The 24034-nt window shown below is 51.7% G+C and carries 16 protein-coding genes; 12 read left to right on the forward strand and 4 right to left on the reverse strand.

Going from position 1 to position 24034, the window contains the following annotated elements:
* Positions 1 to 16 precede the first annotated feature (16 nt).
* A complete protein-coding gene (locus KI362_RS18385) occupies positions 17 to 1744 on the reverse strand; it encodes a sensor histidine kinase (protein WP_301629312.1) in 1728 nt (575 codons plus the stop codon).
* A gap of 337 nt (positions 1745 to 2081) precedes the next feature.
* Between KI362_RS18385 and KI362_RS18390 the strand changes: the two genes are divergently transcribed.
* From KI362_RS18390 to KI362_RS18415, 6 genes are all read left to right on the forward strand, one after another.
* The gene (locus KI362_RS18390) at positions 2082 to 3431 is read left to right on the forward strand and encodes an ABC transporter substrate-binding protein (RefSeq protein ID WP_301629314.1); all 1350 of its coding nucleotides are present in this window, start codon (positions 2082 to 2084) and stop codon (positions 3429 to 3431) included.
* A gap of 297 nt (positions 3432 to 3728) precedes the next feature.
* Entirely contained in the window at positions 3729 to 4667 is a 939-nt protein-coding gene (locus tag KI362_RS18395) for a carbohydrate ABC transporter permease (RefSeq protein ID WP_212940532.1), read from the forward strand.
* 15 nt (positions 4668 to 4682) lie between these two features.
* Positions 4683 to 5522: a carbohydrate ABC transporter permease gene (locus KI362_RS18400; RefSeq protein ID WP_301629317.1), complete on the forward strand. Its 840-nt coding sequence runs from the start codon at positions 4683 to 4685 to the stop codon at positions 5520 to 5522.
* A gap of 45 nt (positions 5523 to 5567) precedes the next feature.
* The gene (locus KI362_RS18405; RefSeq protein WP_301629319.1) at positions 5568 to 7373 is read left to right on the forward strand and encodes a heparinase II/III domain-containing protein; all 1806 of its coding nucleotides are present in this window, start codon (positions 5568 to 5570) and stop codon (positions 7371 to 7373) included.
* 70 nt (positions 7374 to 7443) lie between these two features.
* On the forward strand, positions 7444 to 8580 hold the full coding sequence (locus tag KI362_RS18410) for a glycoside hydrolase family 88 protein (RefSeq protein ID WP_374705678.1): 1137 nt from the start codon (positions 7444 to 7446) through the stop codon (positions 8578 to 8580).
* Between the two features lie 39 nt (positions 8581 to 8619).
* On the forward strand, positions 8620 to 10464 hold the full coding sequence (locus KI362_RS18415) for a DUF2264 domain-containing protein (protein WP_301629323.1): 1845 nt from the start codon (positions 8620 to 8622) through the stop codon (positions 10462 to 10464).
* Between the two features lie 88 nt (positions 10465 to 10552).
* Here KI362_RS18415 and KI362_RS18420 read toward each other — a convergent pair whose 3' ends face one another.
* Complete coding sequence (locus KI362_RS18420; RefSeq protein ID WP_301629325.1) at positions 10553 to 10942, reverse strand: tautomerase family protein; 390 nt, start codon at positions 10940 to 10942, stop codon at positions 10553 to 10555.
* A 100-nt stretch (positions 10943 to 11042) separates the two neighbouring features.
* A complete protein-coding gene (locus tag KI362_RS18425; RefSeq protein WP_301629327.1) occupies positions 11043 to 11795 on the reverse strand; it encodes a DeoR/GlpR family DNA-binding transcription regulator in 753 nt (250 codons plus the stop codon).
* A gap of 346 nt (positions 11796 to 12141) precedes the next feature.
* On the opposite strand from KI362_RS18425, the gene iolA reads away from it, so the two are divergent.
* The 5 genes from iolA (at position 12142) to KI362_RS18450 (ending at position 17776) form a co-directional block, all read left to right on the forward strand.
* A complete protein-coding gene (gene iolA / locus KI362_RS18430; protein ID WP_301629329.1) occupies positions 12142 to 13614 on the forward strand; it encodes a methylmalonate-semialdehyde dehydrogenase in 1473 nt (490 codons plus the stop codon).
* 29 nt (positions 13615 to 13643) lie between these two features.
* Positions 13644 to 14498, forward strand: coding sequence for a class II fructose-1,6-bisphosphate aldolase (gene fba, locus KI362_RS18435; protein ID WP_301629331.1), 855 nt, complete (start codon positions 13644 to 13646; stop codon positions 14496 to 14498).
* Between the two features lie 112 nt (positions 14499 to 14610).
* On the forward strand, positions 14611 to 15585 hold the full coding sequence (gene iolC / locus KI362_RS18440; protein ID WP_301629333.1) for a 5-dehydro-2-deoxygluconokinase: 975 nt from the start codon (positions 14611 to 14613) through the stop codon (positions 15583 to 15585).
* Between the two features lie 37 nt (positions 15586 to 15622).
* The gene (locus KI362_RS18445) at positions 15623 to 16960 is read left to right on the forward strand and encodes a gluconate:H+ symporter (RefSeq protein ID WP_301629335.1); all 1338 of its coding nucleotides are present in this window, start codon (positions 15623 to 15625) and stop codon (positions 16958 to 16960) included.
* A 45-nt stretch (positions 16961 to 17005) separates the two neighbouring features.
* The gene (locus tag KI362_RS18450; protein ID WP_301629337.1) at positions 17006 to 17776 is read left to right on the forward strand and encodes an inositol monophosphatase family protein; all 771 of its coding nucleotides are present in this window, start codon (positions 17006 to 17008) and stop codon (positions 17774 to 17776) included.
* An 821-nt stretch (positions 17777 to 18597) separates the two neighbouring features.
* On the opposite strand, the gene KI362_RS18455 is transcribed toward KI362_RS18450, so the two are convergent.
* Positions 18598 to 20712, reverse strand: coding sequence for a bacterio-opsin activator (locus tag KI362_RS18455; protein ID WP_301629339.1), 2115 nt, complete (start codon positions 20710 to 20712; stop codon positions 18598 to 18600).
* Between the two features lie 154 nt (positions 20713 to 20866).
* Here KI362_RS18455 and KI362_RS18460 point away from each other — a divergent pair, with 154 nt between their 5' ends.
* Positions 20867 to 23749, forward strand: coding sequence for an S-layer homology domain-containing protein (locus KI362_RS18460; RefSeq protein WP_301629341.1), 2883 nt, complete (start codon positions 20867 to 20869; stop codon positions 23747 to 23749).
* Positions 23750 to 24034: the final 285 nt, after the last annotated feature.

Below are 24034 nucleotides of genomic sequence, written 5' to 3' on the forward strand. Positions count from 1 at the left end.
GCCTGAAGATTTGGGATTAGAGAAGATCTTTGCGAAAAGGGAGACGGAGCATCATCTTCGTATATTGGTTCGGTATGCTCTGAATGGACAAACCGTAGTTCTCTCCAAATGTCAGCCTGAGCCGTTCATGAACGCTTCGAAGCCCCATGTTCTCAAGCAGCCCGTTGGCACCCTGTTCGCCGGAAGAGAAGACCTTGGCAATGCTCTCTTCACTCATCCCTATGCCGTTATCCGCGAGGCTGACCTGAATATCGTTCGGCGCACAGCGTTCTATAGACAGGATGATATCTCCCTTGCCCTTTGGTTCAATGCCATGGAAGATCGCATTCTCGACCAAAGGCTGAAGCGTAAAGCGCGGAATCAGACAATGCAGCAGCTCCTCCTCCTCGATATGCTTCTCCAAGGTAATATTGCTCCCATAGCGGTATCCTTGAATTAGAAAATAATCATCCAGCAGTGCTATTTCGTCACGAAGCGGCACCAGCTTCCGCGGATCCTTGGCAATACTGCGAAGCAGCCTCGACAGGGAGGTCGTCATTTCGGCGATTCCTGTTGCATTCTGAAGCGTAGCCATCCATTTAATCGAATTGAGCGTATTGTATAGAAAATGGGGGTTAATCTGGCTCTGCAGCATCCGGTATTCCAGGTCTTGCTTCTGCTTCTCATCCGCCAGACGCTTCTCCATCAAGGTCACCATATCCTGGGATAAGCGATTAATTCCTCTTCCCACATCCCCCAGTTCACTGTTCCACTCAATATTGCGGTCGATCAGAAAGTTTCCTTGCGCAATCTTGTCGATGCGTTTCTTCAGCTTCTCCACTGGCAGACTGATCGTCCGGGTCAGATAATAAGTGATGATAGCACTAAGAACAATAACCAGAATAACGACGCCCAGGACCATCAGCAGCCAGATATTCACTTGGGGCACAAACTGCTGCCTCGACAAGGTCTGTGTCAGCGTTACCCCGGTACGAACCGGGTAGGAAACGGCCACTTGGGATTTACCGTCAGCAGTGAACAACAGCAGATCAGTGAATTGCGCACTGCTATCCTCCTGCTCATAGGCGGAAATAAGGAACTCGGAGGGCGCTGGCCCGATTTTTCCTTCAGAAATAGAGTAATATTGATCTCCCAGCTTCAAAAATAACTGTGCTCCCTCCGGCAGCGCATATCCCCGAAGCTTATCCGTAACTACGCTGACATTGGCCAGCAGATAGACCGTTCCGATCCGAACGGAGCGATCTCCATAGATAGGAAGCACGAACGGGATAGTGCTTGTACTGGACAGCGGATCGGCAATCACCCGCTCCCATTCCTCATAGGAGTCCTCCGTCAGCCCGGGAAGCGTACTAATATTGTGTATATTCAAGGGAAGGGAGGTGCCTACGGCATTGTCCACCTGCAGAAATTTGCTGTTATGATCCGTGACGATAATTCTTCTTACATAGCCGTTGGATGGATTCACCCGGAAAGCCTCCTGCATGGCATTAAATGCCTTGACCGCATCCATAGGGCTTGCCTCCGGAGAAGTGAAGTATTGCTTCAGTAAAGCATTTGTAGACGAATTGGTGCTGGAGTTCATCGCCAGAACGGATAAATTCAGCAGGTCCTGCTCTATGATATGAGACACCAGTTGTAAATTGAATTCGGTTGCCTGAATGGTAGTCTTACGCTGGAAATACGAGATCAGCTCGTAGCTGACGTAGGACATCAGTGTGGCGATGAGCAGTGCAAAGCCGGCCATCAGCAGGATGATACGCGTCTTAACGGTAGACCTTCTCTTCGTAGAGCTCACCTCTTCAAATAGAGAGTAAAACGCTTTCAATCATATATTTAACATACCATGTTTCAGCTACCCCGTCACAGGAGGGAGAATAGAAACGAGAAAAATTACAGGTTTATCAACCAATTTTGCAGGTTCATCTTCCGGACATTTTATAAGACAATAGAATTTGGAAGTGTTTCGGATGAAAAATGTATGCCCTTTCATAGGGATATCCGCTACGATAATTGCAGGGTTCGAAATTTCGAATTCGATTCAGAACAAACTCACTGAAAGAAGAGGGGTTAAAAGCATGGGAATGAAAAAGATATTTGGACTTACCCTGACCGTGATCCTTTCAATCGGCTTGCTTGCAGGCTGCGGCGGCAATAACAACAAGACGGCAAATTCGGCTGACCCGGCACCGAACAATTCTGCAAGCGCTGTCAATACGGCGGGGGAGGACAACAATTCAAGTCAGGAGCCTGTGACATTGAAGTGGGCGTTATGGGATTGGGAAGCGACGGCTTACTACCAGCCGCTGATTGACGCTTATAAGGAAATAAACCCGCAAGTAACCATCGAGTACGTGGATCTGGGTTCTACCGACTATATGACCATGTTGAGCACACAGCTCTCCGGGGGCGCGGATCTGGATATCCTGACCATCAAGGATATTCCCGGGTATGCCAACCTGGTGAAGCAGAATCATCTGGAGCCGCTCAAGGGCTACATGGGTGAGCAGAGCATTGATCCTGCCCAATACGGCGGGACCGTGGAGCAAATCGAAGTGGACGGCGAAGTATATGCCCTCCCGTTCCGCAGCGATTTCTGGGTAGTGTACTACAATAAGGATTTATTCGATAAAGCAGGTGTTCCTTACCCTGACAACGATATGACCTTGACCGAATACGACGAGTTGGCCAGAAAGCTAACCTCGGGAAGCGGTGCGGAGAAGGTATACGGAGGACATTATCATACGTGGCGAAGCGCGGTGCAGCTGTTTGGCATCCTGGATGGTCAGAATACGATTATTGATGGCGAATACGACTTCCTGAAGCCGACCTATGAACTCATTTTGAAAGAGCAGGAAGACGGCATTGTGATGGACTATGCCACGCTGAAAACCTCCAGCACCCATTATTCCGGTGTATTCTACAACAACTCGGTAGCGATGATGAACATGGGCAGCTGGTTTATTGCGACACAGATTGAGAAGGTGAAGAGCGGAGAATCCCAGGCAACCAATTGGGGAATTGTGAAATACCCTCATCCGGACGGTGTCGAAGCGGGAACAACACTGGGCACGATCACTTCCCTGGCAGTCAATCAGAAGTCCAAAAATAAGGATGCAGCGCTGGACTTCATGAAGTTTGTCACCGGAGCGGACGGGGCGGCGGTTATCGCTTCCACAGGCACGATCCCGGCTATTAAAACCGATGAGGTTGTCAATTCAATCGCTTCTATTGATGGCTTCCCGTCGGATGAGAACAGCAAGGCAGCGCTGACTACGGCGAAGACTTATCTGGAAATGCCGCTGCATGAGAAGAGTGCAGATATCGAGGTTGTGCTCAACGAGGTGCATGACAGCATCATGACCAAGAACACGACCATAGATAAAGGTCTGGAGGATATGACCACCCGAGTACAGCAGGTGCTGAATAATTAACTGGTGAGGTATGCCCCAGCTCCCCGCAAAGAAACGGATCAGGCTGAAGAGCTGTTCGCGCTTTGCGGGTTTCTTGTCTCAAGGCAATATAGGTTGGACTGAGCAGCCGTAGCAGGCAAGAGTGTGAAATGTTCTGAAGAAACGTAGTGGTCGCCTTTGTGAGCGGATTTCAACAACATCTCATTTTAAATCAGAGAAATCCGCAAACAACAGCGATCGTAAGAACATTTCACACGGCTGCCCTCAACAGCACACTAATTAGTTCAACCTATATTGCCACACATAGGAGGAGGAAACATGCAGAACGAAACTGTGATTAGCACGGGCAAGCCGCCAAAGACGGGCGTCTCCAAGAGCGTGAAGGAGCACCTTGTCGCCTACAGCTTCATTGCCCCAAACTTTATCGGATTTGCCTTGTTTACATTGGTGCCCATGATTTTTGCCTTTGTGCTGGCGTTCGTCAAATGGGACGGAGCCAATCCGATGGATTACGTTGGATTGAAGAACTTTAACCGCCTGATTCAGGACCCGACATTCCACAAGGCTTTATGGAACACGATTATCTATACGATCGGCGTAGTTCCGCTCACCATGGTTTGTGCGCTTGGACTGGCTATTTTATTGAATCAGAAAATTTTAGGCCGAAATATCATGAGAACGGTCTTCTTTTTCCCGTATGTGGCTTCTCTCGTTGCTGTAGCCGCTGTATGGAACTTCATCTTCAGCCCGACGATGGGACCGGTCAACAATATTTTGCATGCCATAACCGGAATTCCAATAGAGGAGCTGCCGCGGTGGGCTGCGGATAAGGATTGGGCGATGTTCACCGTTGTCCTGTTTACCGTATGGAAAAATATGGGTTACTACATGGTGATTTACCTGGCAGGTCTGCAGGGTGTGAACCCGGAGCTGTATGAAGCTGCTGAACTGGATGGGGCAAATGCGTGGAAAAGATTCCGCAATGTTACCATTCCACAGCTGGCTCCAACCACGTTCTTCGTATTGATGATCCTGATTATTAACTCCTTCAAGGTGTACGACATCTTCATCAATTTGTTTGCGGGTGCGGATAACCAGCTTAACGATTCCACCCGGGTATTGGTGTATCAAATTTATAACACCGCATTCCGTTCGCTGGACTACGGCTATGCCAGTGCGATGGCGATCGTGTTGTTCCTGCTGGTTCTGGGCATCACCATTGTTCAATTCCGCGGTGAGAAGAAATACGGACAATAGGAGGATGACAGAGACATGGTAGGATCCAACAAAACCTTAAAATTCGGCGCGCTGATGTTCGCCTATCTTTTATTAATCGTCGTCGTGCTGTGCATGCTTGTTCCTTATGCCTGGATGCTGTCATCCTCGCTGAAGCTGAATAAAGACGTGTTCACCTTCCCTATGCAGTGGATCCCGGAGCTGCCGCGGTGGGCGAACTATGTGGACATCTGGACCAAAATACCGCTGGGCAGGTTCATTTATAACACGGCGAAGCTTTCCATTATCGTCACGGTCCTCCAGCTGCTGACCTCCAGCTTTGCCGCTTATGCGTTCTCCAAGCTTCAATTTAAAGGAAAGAACGTTCTGTTTCTGGGCTACATCGCGACAATCGCCATCCCTTGGCAGGCTTACATGGTGCCGCAGTTCATTCTGATGCGCTCCATGGGGCTGAACAATACGCATCTGGCTATTATATTGCTTCAGGCCTTTTCCGCCTTCGGAGTCTTCCTGATGCGCCAGTTCTATCAAAGCATCCCTGATGAGCTGTGTGAAGCCGCGCGGATTGACGGGCTGAGCGAATACGGAATCTGGGCCAGAATCATGCTGCCTCTCTCCAAGCCGGCTTTGTCGACATTAACCATCTTTACCTTTGTCTCCACATGGAACGATTTCCTGGGCCCGATGATCTATCTGACCAAGACGGAGCTGAAGACGATCCAGATCGGCTTGCGGATGTTCATCTCCCAATATTCTGCGGAATATGGATTAATCATGGCGGCTAGCGTCATTTCGATTATCCCGGTGCTGATCGTGTTCCTGGGCTTGCAGAAATATTTTGTACAGGGCGTCGCCTCTTCAGGGATTAAAGGTTAACAGGCTGCGAATGCAGAAATAGTTACCAAAGAGGTGAAAATATAGATGAAACTCCAGGCCATCAGTCTCGGCTTTTATTATCCCGGGGGAGATGCAGAAGCCTTCTGGAGCAAGGTATGGAGCAGTCCGGAATATGCGGACGATCTGGCGGAGATCAGAGCGGAGGGGGAAAGGCTGCTGGCTGCCCCTGCACAGGAGCTGAGCTACTCGACCTTTTCCCTTTTTCATACGCAGGGCTCCCGGCTGGAATTCGAACAAATTTATTTTGAAAAAAGAAGACGGCTGAATACCTTCGCACTCCTTAGTCTGCTTGAGCCAGAATCCGAGTGTAATCATAGGGCCTTACTGGATGCGATCTGGTCGATCTGCAGCGAATTGACCTGGTGCCTTCCTGCTCATGTCAGTCTCGATAAATCGGTTAGCGCGGAGATTGATCTGTTCCTGGCGGAGACAGGCTTTACGCTGGCCGAGCTCCGGCTGCTTCTTGGTGACCGGCTGCCTGAGATTCTGCGCTCGCGGATCGCTGAATTGGTTGAAGAGCGCCTGTTCCGCCCGTTTCTGGAGCAGGGACCCTATAGCTGGGAGGAGGCGGAGCATAATTGGTCTGCGGTCTGTGCGGGCTCGATCGGCTCGGCGGCGCTGCTGCTGCTGGACTCGGAGGAAGATGCCGGACGTCTGGCCCGGATCTTGGAGAAGACAGAACGAAGCATGGAGTTTTATTTGCGCGGCTTCGGGAAGGATGGGGCCTGTCTGGAAGGCTTGGGCTACTGGAATTATGGATTCGGTTATTTCGTCTACTATGCTGATTTGCTGCTCAAGCGAAGCGGAGGACAGCAGGACTGGTTTCATAGGGAGCAGGTACGCAGTATTGCGGGTTTTCAGCAAAAATGCTTTCTCGGCGGCGATGCCGTCGCCAACTTTTCAGACGCCTTGCCGCATGCTGCCGTTCATTTAGGCCTTTCCCGGTACCTTGCCTCCAAGTATGAAGAGGTAGAGCCTCCTCCGATCCGGTTGCGTGCGGATTATCGGGACGATCATTGCAGCCGCTGGGCCCCGGCACTCCGGAATCTATTGTGGCGGGAGGTGCGCGAGGCGAGGAGCGACTGGGGACCGATCGATGTCTATCTTGAGGATGCGGGCTGGTTCGTGTCAAGGGAGGGAGCGGATGCGGGGGTGTTCGGATGGGCGGCGAAGGGCGGTCATAATGATGAGCCGCACAATCACAATGATCTTGGCCAGTTTATGCTGGCCCATGACGGTGAATTCTATCTCTCGGATCTTGGCTGCGGAGAATATACAAAGGATTATTTTCGTGATGAAGGCAGATATGACTACGCCTGTAACGGTTCGCAAGGACACGCTGTTCCGATCATTGACGGTGTCTTGCAGGCAGCGGGGCGAAGCAGACAGGCACAGATCAGGGAAGCGAAAATTACCGAAATGGAAGACAAGCTGACAATGGAGCTATCCTCCGCTTATCCGTTAGATGAATTAACATCGTTTACCCGCTCCTGGGGCTGGCATAAGTCCAAGCTTCCGAAGCTGGCTCTTCAGGATGAATTCTGTTTCAAGGCTGCTCCCGGCTCGTTGACGGAACGCTTTGTCACGCTTCTTCCTCCTGTCCTTGCAGCTGAAAGCGGGTTGATTGTCCTGCCAGGCCGGGAGGGAAAAGCTGCGCTGGAGCTTCGTTACAATGCGGATTTACTGCGGCCGGAGATAAGCAGGCGGACATTCCGTGATCACTTTGGCAGGGATGCGGTTTGGTACACCGTAGATTTTCATGCCCTTCAACTGAAGCGGACCATGAGATTTCAATTTCAGTTTCAATTTGTCCTATATAAATTGAAATGAAGAAGCTACGCACAGAAAAGGCATAAGTGTAAAGAGTTCTGAAGTAAATATATAGAGAAAGAAACGGAGGATGTGGCGAATGACTAAGCAAGCGGCATGGATCGATGAAGCATGGGAGCGATCCCTGAAGAAGACCATGCAGAATGCGGCCCGAATCGGATCGGGCTTTCCCCATGCAAGTCAGGGCGGCACCTATGATCTGGCAAGTCCCGGGTGGTGGACCGCCGGCTTCTGGCCAGGCATGCTGTGGGTGTTGCACAGCGGAAGCGGCCATGATGAGCTGAAAAAGCTGGCGGAGGAATGCGAAGCGAAGCTGGATAGTGTGCTGGATGGCTATGTGACACTGGATCATGATCTTGGCTTCATGTGGACCTTGACCAGTGTGATGAATTACAAGCTGACGGGAAATGAGATGTCCCGCATTCGGGCGTTGAAGGCTGCAAACTATTTGGCGGCGCGCTTCAATCTGAAAGGGAGATATATTCGGGCATGGAATCCCTGGCAGGAAGGAGAACGTAATGAGGGAATCGCCATTATCGATTGCTGCATGAATATGCCGCTATTGTTCTGGGCTTCCCGGGTAAGCGGCGATCCTCGTTACGCCCATATTGCCGAGGCCCATCTGGATACGGTGGTCAAGCATTTCCTCCGGGAGGATGGCTCGGTCTACCATATTGTCCACTTTGATCCGCATACCGGAGAAAGGCTGGGAGGACTGGGAGGCCAGGGCTATGCGGCGGAGTCGGCCTGGTCGCGCGGCGCGGCCTGGGCGATCTACGGTCTTGCTCTAGGCTACCATCATACCGGGAAGCAGGAGTATTTAGCAGCAGCACAGCGTGCCGCCAACTTCTTCCTCAGCCGGTTGCCGGAGGATCATGTCCCCGCATGGGACTTCAGAGTGCCTGAAGAATTTTCGAATTTGCGCGATTCATCTGCCGGCTCTTGTGCGGCCTGCGGCCTGCTGTTGCTGTCCGCCCAACTGGATGGAGCAGATGCAGCCGTCTATGAGACGGGAGCCGCGCGGATCCTGGAATCTCTCTACAAAAATTATGGAGCTTGGGAAGAGAAGGAGGAAGGTCTGCTTCTTCATGGAACGAGCAATTACCCGCAAGGGACGAACATCGATGTTCCGCTCATCTATGGCGATTACTACTTTGTAGAGGGCTTGGCGAGGCTAAAAGGCTTGGATACGCTCTGCTGGGAATAAGGCTAGGGAGATACGGAGCATGGAAAGGAGATATCCTTAATGGTGGAAATCCTGAATTCGATTGAACGGAATCCGCTGAGAACCCGGCAGGAGGTCCAGGAAGCATTGCGTCAATTGGTTCGCCCGCTCAAGCCGCTTTATGAGCTGGGGGGAAGCCGCCTGCCGATCAAAGGCAGCAGTGCGGGATATGGAGAGGAACTCGCCGGCATGGAAGGCTTTTCGCGCATCCTGTGGGGGATTGTCCCTGACCTGGCAGGGGGAGGCACGAGAGAGCTGTGGGCAGATTGCCTGCAAGGTATTCTAAACGGTACGGATCCAGAGCATGATCAATATTGGGGAGAGGTCGGCGATTATGATCAGCGTCTGGTCGAGATGGCCGTTCTCGGTCTCGCCCTTTGCCTGATCCCCGAGATAATCTGGGAGCCCCTTAATGAGCGGGAACGCCAGCATCTCTACCGGTGGCTTAATCAGATGAACAGCCACCCATGTCATGATTGCAACTGGTTGTTCTTCAACGTGATGGTCAATATGGGTTTCTATAAAATCGGGGAGCCTTATGACAAAGAGCAAATGGAGCGAAACCTGCGGCGGATCGAGGAATTTGACCTTGGCGGAGGGTGGTACAGCGACGGTATCGGAGGGCACAGCGACTATTACGTGCCTTTCGCCATGCACTATTACGGGCTAGTCTACGCCAAGCTGATGGAACAGGAAGATCCTGAACGCTGTAGTCGCTTCAAGCAAAGAGCACTTGAGTTTGCAGCGGATTTTATTCACTGGTTCTCACCGGATGGCTCGGCAATCGCTTATGGAAGAAGCATGACCTACCGGTTTGCCCAAGCCGCTTTCTGGAGCGCGTTGGCGTATGCGGGGGCTTATAATGAGACATTTACACCGGGTGTTGTAAAAGGATTGGTACTGCGGAATCTGCGCTGGTGGTTCAGCAAGCCCATTTTCGATGCCGGCGGAATTCTGACGGTGGGTTATGCGTATCCGAATTTGATCATGGCCGAGAATTATAATTCGCCAGGCTCCCCTTATTGGGCGTTAAAGACGTTTCTTATCCTAGCGATCGGCGAAAAGGAACTCTTCTGGCAGCAAGAAGAGCAGGAGCTGCCAAATCTTCCGGCGCTGTCTGTGCAACCGGAGCCTCATCTGGTGCTATGCCGAGAGGAGGAGACAGGTCATGTCACAGCGTTCAATACCGGGCATCTCTCAACAAATGAGCATACGCATACCTCGGCAAAGTATGAGAAGTTTGCCTACTCAAGTGTCTTTGGCTTCAGTGTGCCGCGAGCTGAATGGGGCTTGGGACAGTCGGCAACAGATTCCATGCTGGGCTTGAGCGAGCGGGACAATCTTTATCGCGTTCGCAGAAAGAACGAGGAGACCTGGATTCAAGGTCATGTCCTGTATGCCCGGTGGCTTCCGTGGCGTGATGTTGAGGTGCGGACATGGATTCTGGCAGGATTGCCGTGGCATATTCGCATCCATCGAATTGTAACGGCGCGTCCGCTGGATGCCGCAGAGGGTGGATTCGCCCTGGGGATTCAGGAACCGCCTGCTGTCGAAGAGGGTGATAAGCAGGTAACGGTAAGGAATTCTATCGGGTGCTCAGCGGTATACGGACTCGTTGGTTACAGTAGTGCCGTTGCAGTTTATCCGAATGCCGACACTAATCTGCTGCATCCCCGCACGGTCTTGCCTACTTTGACTGCAATTTTAGAGCCGGGCACGCATTTATTGATATCTGCCGTCTATGGTCAAGCTGGTGAAGCGGAAATGCCGGAGCTTGCAGAAGCGCTTGAGGCATTGGGAGTTCGTATTGGAGATGGAAAGGCAGCAGTCACGCTAGCCAGTGGAGAAATCCTGAACATAAGTTGAAGTGAGAATGGTTGAAGCAATCGTGTTTTTCTAGCAAAACAACCCGGTACGCGTCGTTCTGAACGGTGCGTACCGGGTTGTTTTTTGCTTATAATGCGCCAGTCAGGAACTGTGCCTCGCCATTGCCAAAGCTCCAATCCGTGTCGCCGTTCTCAACGATCGAAATGATTAAGTCGGAGGGCGGGATCTGGCATTGCTGCTCAAGACGTTCCGCGAGCAGCTTGTATAGCTGCTGCTTTTGCTCTCCGGTCCGTTGCTTGCTTACAATGCTAATCACCACCGCTTGAGAAGTTCGCGCAAAGCCTAAACCGGTATCCTTCAGAACCAACTCATGAGCAGGATGCTGATGGACAATTTGGTACCGATCCGTTACGGGAACCTGGAAAGCATCAACCATGGCCTCATGCGCCGCATCCAGCAGCTTTTTCAATTCTTCAGGGCTGCGCCCTTCGATTACATCAAAACGTAATAATGGCATTTTGCTCATCCTCCTATGAAGTAAGCTCACTTCGTCTATGACAAGTACATTAGGATAAGCATAAAACATAATCAACAATTAATCAACAGTTAACCAAAAATCATGGAGTAACAATCGTAATCCCATTTTCAGCAGCATACTGTTTATAGTTTTCGTTAGGCACACTGTTGGTGATCAAATAGTCGATGTCGCTCAGCGAGCAGAAGGTAGTAATACCGTATTTATCAAACTTGCTGTCATCAATCATGAGGTAAACTTCAGAGCTCTTCTCAACAACCGTACTTTTTACATCGGTCTCCAGCGGTGAGGAGTTGGTTACCCCGTTCGTGACGGTTACCCCGGTCGAAGCGAGAAATGCCTTGTTAATATTGAATTTTTTCAAGAAATCAACACTTTGAAAGCCTACGAATGAATTGGTCTTTCGCTCCAGCATTCCTCCGGTGGAGAAGATGGTCAAGGAAGGGTGGGCCGTTGATTGATGAATGAAATCAAAGTTGTTGGAAATCACGGTGACCTGCTTGTTCTGGATATAAGGAAGAAGTTCCAGCGTAGTCGTTCCGGAGTCTACAAAAATAATATCTCCATCTTCTACAAACTGGGCGGCAAGCCTTCCGATCTCCTGCTTCTTGCTGAGATTCTGATCTCTGCGTTCACTGAATCCGATAAGCACAGAGTGGTTGACTGTGACTCCGCCATACACCTTGTTCAATATACCGGCATCAACCAAGGCTTGAACATCACGGCGTATTGTATTTTTGGAGACGCCAAAGTAGTCTACCAGCTCCTCCAAGGACACGGATTCATGCTCGAAAACATACTCTTTAATTTGATTAATCCGTTTGGTTTTGATCATATGTTGATTCTCCTAAGATAAATTTAGTTAACTTTATGGTCATATATGAATAACCTTTATGGATAAATTTATTGTAATCTAGCCAAGGTTAAAAATCTACACTTCTATTTTAAGGTAAATACTTCTGACGATTATCGCAATTTATTACCAAGATTTACCCATAACAAAAGTCTTTACACTAATAAATTCAAAGAAAATGTGAAAATTATTGGATTGTGTAGTTATATTTTGAGTTTTTTATTGACTGAAAGCGGTTTACGAAATAGAATATAACCATAACTTAACCATACTTGATCAAAAGTTGATGATTATAGTTTGGAATTCTTGAAAGGCAGGAGGATCTTACATGACACAGGCTTCGAAAGTAGAGATTCTAAAAAACTATATTAATGGTGAATGGGTCGAGAGCAGCACAGACCGCTATGAGGATGTATATAATCCGGCGACAAATGAAGTGATTGCTCGTGTGCCATTGTCCACGAAGGAAGAGGTGGATTATGCTGCGAGGGTAGCCGCTGAAGCTTTTCAAACCTGGCAAAAGGTAGCTGTTCCCCGGCGGGCCCGAATCTTGTTCAATTATCAGCAGCTTCTGACCCGGCATAAAAAAGAATTGGCCCGGTTGATCACGTTGGAGAACGGGAAGAACCTGACGGAAGCCTTGGGCGAAGTGGGGCGAGGCATTGAAAATGTCGAGTTTGCGGCTGGAGCTCCTTCGTTGATGATGGGCGATTCGTTGGCTACAATTGCAACCGATGTAGAGGCAGCCAACTACCGCTATCCGCTGGGGGTTGTTGGCGGTATTGCTCCATTTAACTTCCCGATGATGGTTCCTTGCTGGATGTTCCCCATGGCGATTGCACTTGGCAACACGTTTATCCTGAAGCCGTCGGAGCGGACGCCGCTGTTGACCAGACGTCTTGCAGAGCTGTTTGATGAAGCGGGATTGCCAAAGGGCGTATTCAATGTCATCTATGGCGCACATGATGTCGTTAACGGAATTCTGGATCATCCGGAGATCAAGGCAATTTCCTTCGTTGGCTCAAAGCCGGTTGGAGAGTATGTCTTTAAGCGGGGCAGCGAGAATCTGAAACGGGTACAAGCCTTGACCGGAGCGAAAAATCATACCATTGTGCTTAATGATGCCGATCTGGAGGACACCGTAACCAATGTAATTTCAGCCGCCTTCGGCTCTGCAGGAGAACGGTGCATGGCTTGCGCGGTGGTGACCGTTGAAGAGGGGATCGCCGATGCCTTCATGGAAAAGTTGAAGGAAAGAGCAGCCTCCATTAAAATCGGCAATGGCCTGGATGACGGAGTGTTCCTTGGTCCGGTTATTCGCGAAGATAATAAGCGTCGCACGATACAGTACATTGAGAAAGGCTTGGAAGAAGGAGCGACACTCGTGTGCGATGGACGAGACCATATCCCGCAGAATGGTTATTTTGTCGGACCAACAATCTTTGAAGGCGTAACAACGGATATGACGATCTGGAAAGAAGAAATCTTCGCACCTGTCCTGTCCGTCATCCGTGTCAAGCATCTGAAAGAGGCTGTAGAGATCGCGAACCGTTCGGAATTTGCTAACGGCGCTTGCATCTTCACGTCTAACGCCTCGGCCATTCGTTACTTCCGGGAGAACATCGATGCAGGAATGCTGGGCGTAAATCTGGGGGTGCCGGCTCCAATGGCCTTCTTCCCGTTCTCGGGATGGAAATCCTCCTTCTTCGGTACGCTGCATGCGAACGGAAAAGACAGTGTCGACTTCTATACCCGCAAAAAGGTTGTCACAGCCCGCTATGCCGCGCCTGTTTTTGAGTGAGCAAGCCTGAGAGTGGGGAGGTTAGAACATTGACACTGGTAACGATGAAGGAAATGCTGGAAAAGGCCAAGGCAGAGCAATATGCGGTTGCCCAATTCAACTTGAACGGGGTGCAGTGGGCACAGGCGATCTTGCAGGCTGCTGAGGAAGAGCGCTCTCCCGTCATTTTGGCGGCCTCAGATCGGATGGTGCCTTTCTTAGGAGGCTATCGGGTTATTGCTGTAATGGTGGCTGAGCTTGTCAAAGAGATGGGGATTACCGTCCCGGTTGCGCTCCATCTGGATCATGGGATGAAGGTAGAGAATTGCAAGAAAGCAATAGATGCCGGCTTCACTTCTGTGATGATAGATGGCTCACATGATCCGATCGGACAAAATATAGCAATGACCGGCGAGGTTGTAGCATACGCCCGCCGGTATGGTGTATCGGTGGAAGCGGAGGTCGGCACGGTCGGAGGCATGGAGGATGGAATGGTCGGCGGGATTCGCTATGCGGACCCGGAAGAATGTGCCGCTCTTGTAAAAGAGACCAGAGTGGATGCGCTTGCGGCAGCGCTTGGATCCGTACACGGGCCTTACCGGGGAGAGCCGGTGCTCGGCTTTGCTGAAATGGAGCAAATTTCGGACTTGGTGGGAATTCCACTGGTTCTGCATGGAGCCTCAGGTATTCCGGAGCATCAAATCCGGAGAGCCATCTCCTTGGGGCATGCCAAAATTAACATCAATACAGAATGCCTTCAAGCCTGGGCTGCGGCGCTTCGCAAAACGTTGAACGCTGATCCCGGTCTGTATGATCCCCGCGCAATTCTAACGCCGGGAACTGAAGCTATTAAGGAAGCTGCCAGAGCAAAGCTCCGGGAATTCGGTTCTGCCGGAAAGGCGTAATATAAAGCTCCGAGGTAGGCTAACAAGCTTGAAATAGATCCTTGCCTGTCGCGGAAGAGGCTCCCCCGCGCCAGGCACAATCATTAAAAATAACGTGTTAGGAGAGATTGGAATGCTGAAGAACGAGCAACAGCGTACATTTGACCTCGTCACATTGGGAAGAGCATGCATTGACTTGAACGCTGTAGAGTATAACCGTCCCATGGAAGAGACGATGACCTTCTCGAAATATGTGGGCGGTTCCCCTGCAAATATCGCGATTGGTGCAGCCAAACTGGGATTGAAGGTGGGCTTCATCGGAAAGGTTCCTTCTGATCAGCATGGCCGATTTATTCGCAGCTATATGAAGAGCAGCGGTGTCGATGTCTCGCACATGATTGACGATACCGAGGGTCATAAGGCTGGTCTTGCCTTTACGGAAATCAAGAGTCCGGAGGAATGCAGTATTCTGATGTACCGCGAGCAGGTGGCTGATTTGTATCTGCGTCCGGAAGAGATTGACGAGAGCTATATCGCCGATGCGTCGGCCTTGCTGGTCTCAGGTACGGCTCTCGCCGCAAGCCCGTCCCGTGAAGCAGTTTTTAAAGCGGTCTCAATTGCGCGGGATCATGGCACCAAGATTATTTTCGAACTCGATTATCGCGGTTACACCTGGAAATCCCCGCAGGAGACATCGGTATACTATTCTGCGATTGCTGAGCAAGCCGATGTAGTCATCGGCACACGGGACGAGTTCGATGTGCTTGAAGGGATGGAGGGAGGAAAGAACGAAGAGACGGTATCGCGCTTGTTCCGTTATCGTCCGCAATTGCTAGTGATCAAGCACGGGGTCGAAGGCTCCTATGCCTTTACCAAGGATGGAAGCATCCATAGAGGCTTGGCTTATAAATCCAAGGTGCTTAAAACGTTCGGAGCCGGTGATTCTTATGCTGCTGCTTTCCTGTATGCACTGATGACCGGAGAAGAGATTGAGAAGGCCTTGAAATATGCCAGCGCATCGGCAGCGATTGTCGTTAGCAAGCATAGCTCCTCGGAAGCCATGCCGACAGTGGCGGAAATTGAACAGCTGATTGCAGATCAAAGCTGATAAGTCTGATTGATCCTATTTTGGAGGGAATATTAATATGCCAATACTTATTGTGTGCCTAGGGGTTGCTCTGCTGTTATTCCTCATTATGAAGGCCAAGCTGAACACTTTTGTCTCATTGACCATTACAGCATTTGTTGTGGCGCTGCTGCTGGGGATGGAGCCAACCAAGATCGTCACCACTATTGAAACCGGAATTGGCGGACAATTGGGTCACCTTGCGCTGGTATTCGGATTCGGGGCTATGCTTGGCCGACTTGTATCCGATGCTGGCGGCGGATATCGGATCGCGATTACGCTGATTGACAAGTTTGGCCGAAAACGGATTCAAACGGCGGTGGTTATCGCTTCCTTCATTGTCGGTATCGCCTTGTTCTTCGAGGTTGGACTGGTGCTGTTGATCCCGATTGTTTTTGTGATTGCTAAAGAACTGAAGATGCCGTTCCTTTATCTCGGTATTCCAATGGCTGCCGCATTGAATGTAACCCATGGTTTTCTGCCGCCGCATCCGGCTCCGACCGCGATCTCGGCAGCTTACGGTGCAGACTTGGGTCTTGTGCTCTTATATGGTATCATTATCGCAATTCCTACGACGATTGTGGCAGGACCACTGTTTAATAAGGTGTTGAAAAAGGTATATCCGCGTGTATATGAACGCGAGCTCGATGCATCCGTTGTTGTTGGTGAGCAAAAAGCGTTCGTTCTGGAGGAAACCCCTGGCTTTGGCATAAGCGTACTGACCTCCATGCTTCCGGTTATTTTCATGGGGATTGCCGCAGCCGCTAAAATGATTCTTCCCGCTGAGTCCAATGTACTCCAGGTTCTTGATTTCATTGGCACTCCAGGGACAGCAATGCTGGTCTCCTTGCTGGTAGCCATCTATACGATGGGATTGGCAAGAGGGACCAAGATGAAGCAAATCAGTAACACTCTTGTAAGCGCTATATCCCAAATCTCCATGATGCTGCTTGTTATCGGGGGCGGAGGTGCCTTCAAGCAAGTATTGGTCGATGGCGGGATTGGAGATTATGTATCTCAATTGTTCACAGCTACCAATATGTCTCCGTTACTGGTTGCCTGGATGATCGCAGCCATTCTGCGGCTGTGCCTCGGTTCTGCGACCGTAGCCGCATTGACGACAGCTGGCCTGGTCACACCGCTGATTGCTGCCGGTGGCGCAGATCCCGCTTTAATGGTATTGGCTACCGGAGCCGGAAGTGTAATCGCTTGTCATGTGAATGATGCCGGATTCTGGATGATCAAGGAATATTTCGGCTTGACCCTGAAAGAAACCTTTGGTACTTGGACCACATTGACGACCGTATTGTCAGTTACCGGACTTGTATGTGTTCTTGGTCTGGGAGCTATTTTGTAAAGTAACTTTAGATGATAGACCTAAATGGTGGAGGAGGCGTATAGCATGAATGACCTGGATGTATCGCGAGTGCTTGCCTGGCTGGAGACGGCGGCCCAAATGCTGCGGGATTCTTTTCAAGAAGAAAGGGAAATATCCCGGAAGACGGGCAATCTGGATTTGGTGACAGATATGGATCGCCGTATTGAACAGTTTCTGGTCAGCAACATCCGGGAGTTCTATCCCGAGGATCGTATTCTTGGTGAGGAAGGCACAGGAGACCAGGTTGAGGAAATGTCCGGTCGTGTATGGATTCTGGATCCCATTGATGGAACCATGAATTTTATCAAGCAGCAAGAGAACTTTGCCATCATGGTTGCGGTTGTGGAGAATGGGGCGGGCAAATGCGGCTTCATCTACGATTGCATGCGTGAACGTCTGATCTGGGGCGGACCGGATATGGGCTTATACTATAATGGTCAACCGCTTCAGCCGCCGCAGGATCAGGAGCTGAAGGACAGTCTGGTAGCGATCAACTGGCAGATGTTCGCAGATAATGTCTCGAATGTGCAGGCCCTGGCCTGGGGAAGCTGCGGTGTCCGGATTCAAAGCTGTGCGGGTACGGAATTCATTCATTTGCTGCTAGGCAAGCAGTCGGTGTACGTCTCCAAGCTCGCTCCATGGGATTATGCAGCAGGACGGATTCTGTGCGAAGCGGCAGGTCTTCGCTGCTCCACCATCGAAGGAGCTCCACTGGCATGGCTGGAATCAATCAGGGGTGTGTTTGCAACGCCTCGGGCTTATGAAAGTGCGATACGCCTCCTGAACACGCAATAGCGTTTGGGTTTTTAGCTGGTACCGATATTTCGTCGGTCCAGTTGTTTTGTAACGGCTTTAGCTAGTTGAGCTCGCGAAGCGGGCGAAACCGCCCGCTATGCGGGTGGAGGGAACAAAGGTTGAACCAACAGGATGATTGCTCCAGTTTATATTCAACTTATGGTAGCGGTTTAATTGTAAAAGCTACGCCTAATTTCTGAGCTTTGGCCCCGAATTTTAAAATAGCTGTATAGAGTACAGTTAGGTTCGCAAATCTCAGTCATCCTGATAAAAGAACAGACTTTTAGCTGTAGGTTGTACACTTAAACCTGTGAAATTTGGGAATGTCGAGGTTTTAGTTGTACTTCTTACAATTTTAGACGCAGTTTTGGCAATGGTGGGGACTTTGGAAGAGCTATGCTGTCAGTTATTTATGTTTTATTTGCAGGATGAGGTTGTCTCGAAATTCAGAAGAATGCTAACGGTGGAGCGAGTATGGAAATGTAGAGGCATCCCAGCTTTTTAGCAACTTTTCATTGAGGAGCCGTTGGCCTATGAGGCCCGGCTATTCACCAGAGATGACAAATTAGCCAATTTTGATGCTATAGAGCAGGCCATTTCACGGTTCAGAATTACACGCTGCTTGCTTTTGACACTGGCGGCCATATGATGGAGGGACATGAACAGGAAATGGATGGTGCTTGGATACATTCGTTCAGAAAAATGATTGAATTTCAGATATGACGCCAAAGACCAAGGAGCTAAGCGATCTGTTCTCGCTTAGCTCCTTGGTCTTTTAATGAATACCTCGTATAGATCCGATCTATTCAGTTCGTCTTGAACTAACTCTCCATTCCGGAAAGGGCCTGTGTCAGCACATGGCCCATATGCTCCAAGGCCTGCAGGCTATGGCGGTAAAACGTCGTTCGGCTCATGTGAAAATCGTCCGCCAATTGGTTCTTGTTGCGATTCCTCTGAAGATAAACCGCTCTAAGGATACTCTGATCCAACTGTGTCAGCGGATAGGGTGCTTCGTTGGTCGTCAACATATTCTGCACGCAGTTCCGCACGTCAGAGCCGCGCAGTCCCAGCGTTTGCACAACCGGGAGCTGGTCCATTTCATCGCCGCGGAACAGCAGCTCCAAGATCTGTTTTGCCGCGCTTCCATCCACCTTCGCACGGGGCTCATTCCGGGGAATCAGCGAGGGAAGACCCGCGGGTCCGGTTTGCCGGATAATTTCTTTCACCCACTTGTCGAAGGTCTGATGCCGGAAGTCCAGTTCCCACCGGATCAGTTCGCCCTCCGCTTCGGTACCGTTTAACTTGATGTGTCCCATCTTCTGAAAGCCAAGATTTTGGAACAGACCCTTGAGCTGCGGATCAGCTGTAATCATGATTCCCCGGAGTCCGCTGGTCATTTCAACTAACCATTGCCGCATCAGCAAAGCGCCCAATTCCTCCGGTCCATATAAGGGATGACGAACATCAACGGCAGCGAGCAGCACGCAAAGCGTGTCGGTCAACTCCCGGGGGAGCGTCCGGAGAGTGGCCTGCTCATCACTTAATAAAGCAAGAATGCCTGGGGCGTACCGATCCAGCATCGACAGGGTCGAACCATGCAGCCAGAATCCGGCGCAGAAGGCCAGCGGGGCCCCCGAATCATCGCGCACGACACAGATGCCTTCGGGGCTATACCGGGCGATATCGTCGAGCAATGCGGAGTACTCCTGCGCATGAACCAGCTCAGATTGCCAGTTCGTCGGCGAAATCGCCGCCGCCAGCAATTGTTGGAGGCTGTCGAGGTCTTCCGGGCGAAACGGCGTGTGGACTCCCGGGTTCAATGCAGTGGAGAAGTCAGCGTAAGCATGGGCAGACGGCAAAAACTCGCGGTACAGCTCCAGAATATGCGCAGCAATTCCCCTTTGCTGCCGGACATCCGCGAGGCGGAATTGCTCTGCCAATAGCTGGAACGCTTGCTGCCGCCGGACTTGGAACTGATCGGCATCCCTCTGGGCGAAATCGCTTCGCAGGAGCCCGGCGATCACGTGATGCAGCGTTAAGCCGCAGGCCGTTCTGCGGACGAATGACAGATTTCCAAGCGCATAGTAGCCGGCGGCCTCCAGCGGAGCATCCATTAAGCGATTTAGCGTCGCTTGATCCGCTGCCGGCAGCAGCGACAGGACCGATAAAGCCTGATACAAATCCGGAGAAGCCGCTTCCCGCAAAATATCGGCGCTCAGTCTGCCCGGAATCTCGCCAAGCCCTGCGCCGGCATCGGGATTGCTCTGCCGGGAATACAGCACATCTGCAGTCATTGCAAGGAGCAGGGGGAGCCCATCGGTTTTCCGGGCGATGTCCGTCCGCAGCATGTCATCTAGGCCGCATCGGTGCAAATAGTCAAGCACTTCCGCGCGCGTTAATAACGATAAAGGAAATGCCTGGATGCGGTGTCCCCAATAAGGGCTGGTATGCCATTGAATGGGCAATCCGCCTCGCGAAGCCATGACGAACAGCACTTCGGCGCCGCTCAGTTTGGGAAGGAAGCTTGACATCAGCCATCCCTCAATCCCGGTTAGTCGTGAGCAATTATCGATCAACAACACGGAGCGTTGCCGGGTTAGCTCCCCGACCACGAAGGAGAGCAGGGGAAGGCCCGGCTCACGCTGTCTTCCGTACTCGATTTTCAGGCTCGCTTCGAGGCCGGATAAGAAAGCACCCGACGTCGCCAGCTCGCTTTGCCCATCCAGCCAAAGAGTGAGAATCCCGGCCTGCGCTGCGGCCTTCGTCATTTCTAACAGCAGCGTAGTTTTGCCGATTCCGCCAATTCCCGATACGTCGAACAGGCTGGTGGTCGAGTTTGAATCGGTCAGCCATTGCTTGAAGCTTGCCAGCTCCCGGGTAAAGCCGACGATGTGTCGGCGAGGGACGTACGGGCCACTCGTCGGTATCCATTCCAAGCCGATCACTCCTTATCCGTAGTTTATTAAAATTTGAAACAAAAATGAAACATCCAAAGATGGCTGCTATATTACACTATAAATTGTTTGGGCAGATGTTGTAACCATTCTTTATCCGGTAACTATTTTTTGATCATAGAAAGGGGCTTAACTCATGAAACGCTGTGTATCGTTTATTCTGGCCGCGATCCTCTTGGCGGTGCAATTCACCTCCGGGGAGACGCCTTCTGCGCATGCTGACGCTCCCTCGCCCCCGCCTGTAGTAGAAGGCTGGGTACAGGTATCAACGGCGGAGCAGCTTGTCTATATTAACCAGCATCAGCCCGACTATGTGGCTTCGAATATCCGGTTGATGAATGATATCGATTTAAGCGGGGTTGACTGGCTTCCGTTTGGCGGGAATGACAATGACGCCTTCAGCGGCACCTTTGACGGAAGGGGGCACCTGATTTCCGGGGTAGAGATCAACAGCGCCGATTGGGAGGATCCTAAACAGTACGAAAACGTCGGCTTCTTCGGAAAGGTCACCGGAACCGTGCAGCAGCTGCAACTGGCCGTTCAAATCAGCGGTGGTGCCAACACCGGCGGCGCTGCCGGCGTATTAACCGATGGGGGCAAGATTCTGCTTACGCAAGTAGCGGGCTCCGTTGCCAGCGTACCGGTGAGCGAAAACACCCATGTAACCGGAGGTCTGGTCGGCGTTGCGGTCAATTCGACCATTTCCCGCTCTTCCTCGGCAGCTGCGGTCATGGGCGGATATGCTTCAAATACCTACACAGGCGGCTTGGTCGGCTCCCAGGGCGCGGGGCTGATTGAGAATTCCTATGCCACCGGAGCCATCGAACTTCAGTCGTCAGAGGGGGTGTTTATTTATTACTCCGGCGGACTGACTGGCTTTATGATTTACGGCACGATCGTAGAAAGTTATGCTGCGGGCAAGGTGTCCATGGGTCATGGGAGTCTGCACTCGGTAGTTGCCGGCGTTGTAGGGCATCTTTGGTCGGAGGCCAACGTTCTCCGCTCCCATTTTGATTCCGATGCAACGGAGCAGTCCGTAGGCATCGCTGACGAAAACGGCGGAACGGCCGAAGCCGCAGGACATTCTACGGCTGAGATGGTCCAAGCTGCGACCTATACCGGCTGGGACTTCGCGAATACCTGGGCGATCCATCCGACGGTCAACGGCGGATACCCCTATCTGCGTCCGACGGTGCTTACGGAAGGCTTGGCAATGGCCCGACAAGAGAGCACCTATGTCCAGCAGCTTGAAGCTTATGATGGAGCAGGAGGCGGATTAGTCTGGCAAGCAACAGGACTTCCGGAAGGGCTCGCTCTCGGCAGTACAGGCAAGCTGGAAGGGACGCCTCTGGAATCGGGCAGCTTTGATGTTGCCGTCACGGTTACCGACGCCGGAGGTGCCTCCGCAGGGGTGACGCTTCGCTTGATGGTTGCCGAGCCTCCATCCCCGGAACTCGGCACGGTGACCGGTACCGTCTATGGTACCGGAAATATGCCGTTGTCCGGGGCAACGGTGACGGTTGACGCCTATGGAATAAGCGATACGACCCGTGCCGACGGCAGTTTTACATTGACGAACCTCCCGACCGGCCTGCAGACGGTGAAATTCCTTGCTGCGGGCTACAAGACACAGACCGCAAACGCAAACGTTGAAGCGGGGGCAAGCATTGATTTGGGCCGCATCGTCCTGGAGCCCAATGACCCGCCTGGCCCGCCTGCGGGCTCCGGAGGCTCTGGAGGTTCAGGAGGCTCTGGAGGTTCTGGAAGTTCTGGAAGTTTAGGAGGTTCATACGTTCCGGTGAAGCCTTTGGCCTCCAGTCAGCCGGATAAAGCCAAAATCAAAGCCGGGGGCCAAGAATTGCTTGTTGCCGTGACTCATGAGAGGGCAAGCGATGGCCGAGAGATACAGCGATTTATTCTGGGTGACAGCGAACTATCTGCACTGTTCGCATCCGGAAGCGAGAGCACGCTTGAGATCGCCGCCCCCGCTCCCATCCTCAAAACCGACCTGCCGATGAAGGCGATTCGCGACATCCTGCGGCTGCAGCCCGATGCTGTCCTGGGTGTTACGATGAACCGGGCAACCTACAGCTTGCCGCTGCGCCTCTGGAAGGGAGAACCCGGCACAGTTCTAACCGTCACGATCGCGGAAGCAGCGGAGCGGGATCTTTTGGAATTCGAATCGGCTTTAGCGAGATATGGCTTTGAGGGACTCGCCGACCCTGTTGATTTTACGTTGGACGTTGACGGAGAGGTCGTCGCCGATTTTGCGGGAGCTTATGTGGAACGGGCGATCCGGTTGGATACGGCGCCTGATCCGGCCCATGCAACGGTTGTTTGGGTTGATGAGGAAGAACGTCTGCATTTTGTTCCCGCCGTTTTTCGCGGGGATACTTCCAGCGCATACGCCGCTGTATTTTCGGCTCTTCACGATAGCCGATACGCCGTTGTTGGCACCGATCATGCCTTTGCCGATCTAGCGGGGCATTGGGCGGAAGCAGATGTTGAACTGCTCGCCAATAAGCTGATTTTGGACGGGAAGGGGGACGGTGCCTTTGATCCGGATGGCAGCGTAACCCGCGCCGAATTTGCAGCGATGCTGGCACGTTCACTGGGATTGGCTGCCCGGCCCGCAGTAATCGCCTTTTCCGACGTGCCTTCCGATGCATGGTATGCCGGCGAGATCAATGCCGCCGTTCATGCAGGACTGGCCGAAGGTTATGAGGATGGCACGTTCCGGCCGGGCGATCTGATCACCCGCGAGCAAATGGCGGTGATGCTGGCACACGCGGCGCAACTCGCAGGCGGCTTGCCGGCGGTCGAATCAGAGGCGCTGGGCCGCTTTCGCGGCGCGTCGACTCTAGCCCGTTGGGCGGAAGAGCCGATGTCGGGCTTGTTGTCAGCGGGTCTGATTCAGGGAGTGGACGGAGGCCATCTCGCTCCGAAAGCAACAGCAACCCGGGCCCAAAGTGCCGTGATGCTGAGACGGCTGCTGGCTTATTTGAACTTCATCGATTAAGTGAGCGCCATGCAGTTATTTAGCTAGCGTAAGAGCTCATGCGAGTAAACAAGTGCGTAAAAGCAGTTATTTAGCTGGCGTGGGAGTTGGCAGTCACGATGCTCCGGCCTGATAGCGAAATTCTGAGCGCAAAACCTCGCCTGTCCGCCATGAGCTTGTTCAAGTTCAACTATCGACCGTAAGAAAAGCCGCATGAGCTATGTTAGTGCATTTGCCACATAAAGAGGGTGTCCCAAAGCTTACTTTTTTGGGACACCCTCTTATGTGCTTTTTCGCAAGCGTTCT

The sequence above is a fragment of the Paenibacillus apis genome, from assembly GCF_018333295.1.
GTDB lineage: Bacteria > Bacillota > Bacilli > Paenibacillales > Paenibacillaceae > Fontibacillus > Fontibacillus antibioticophila.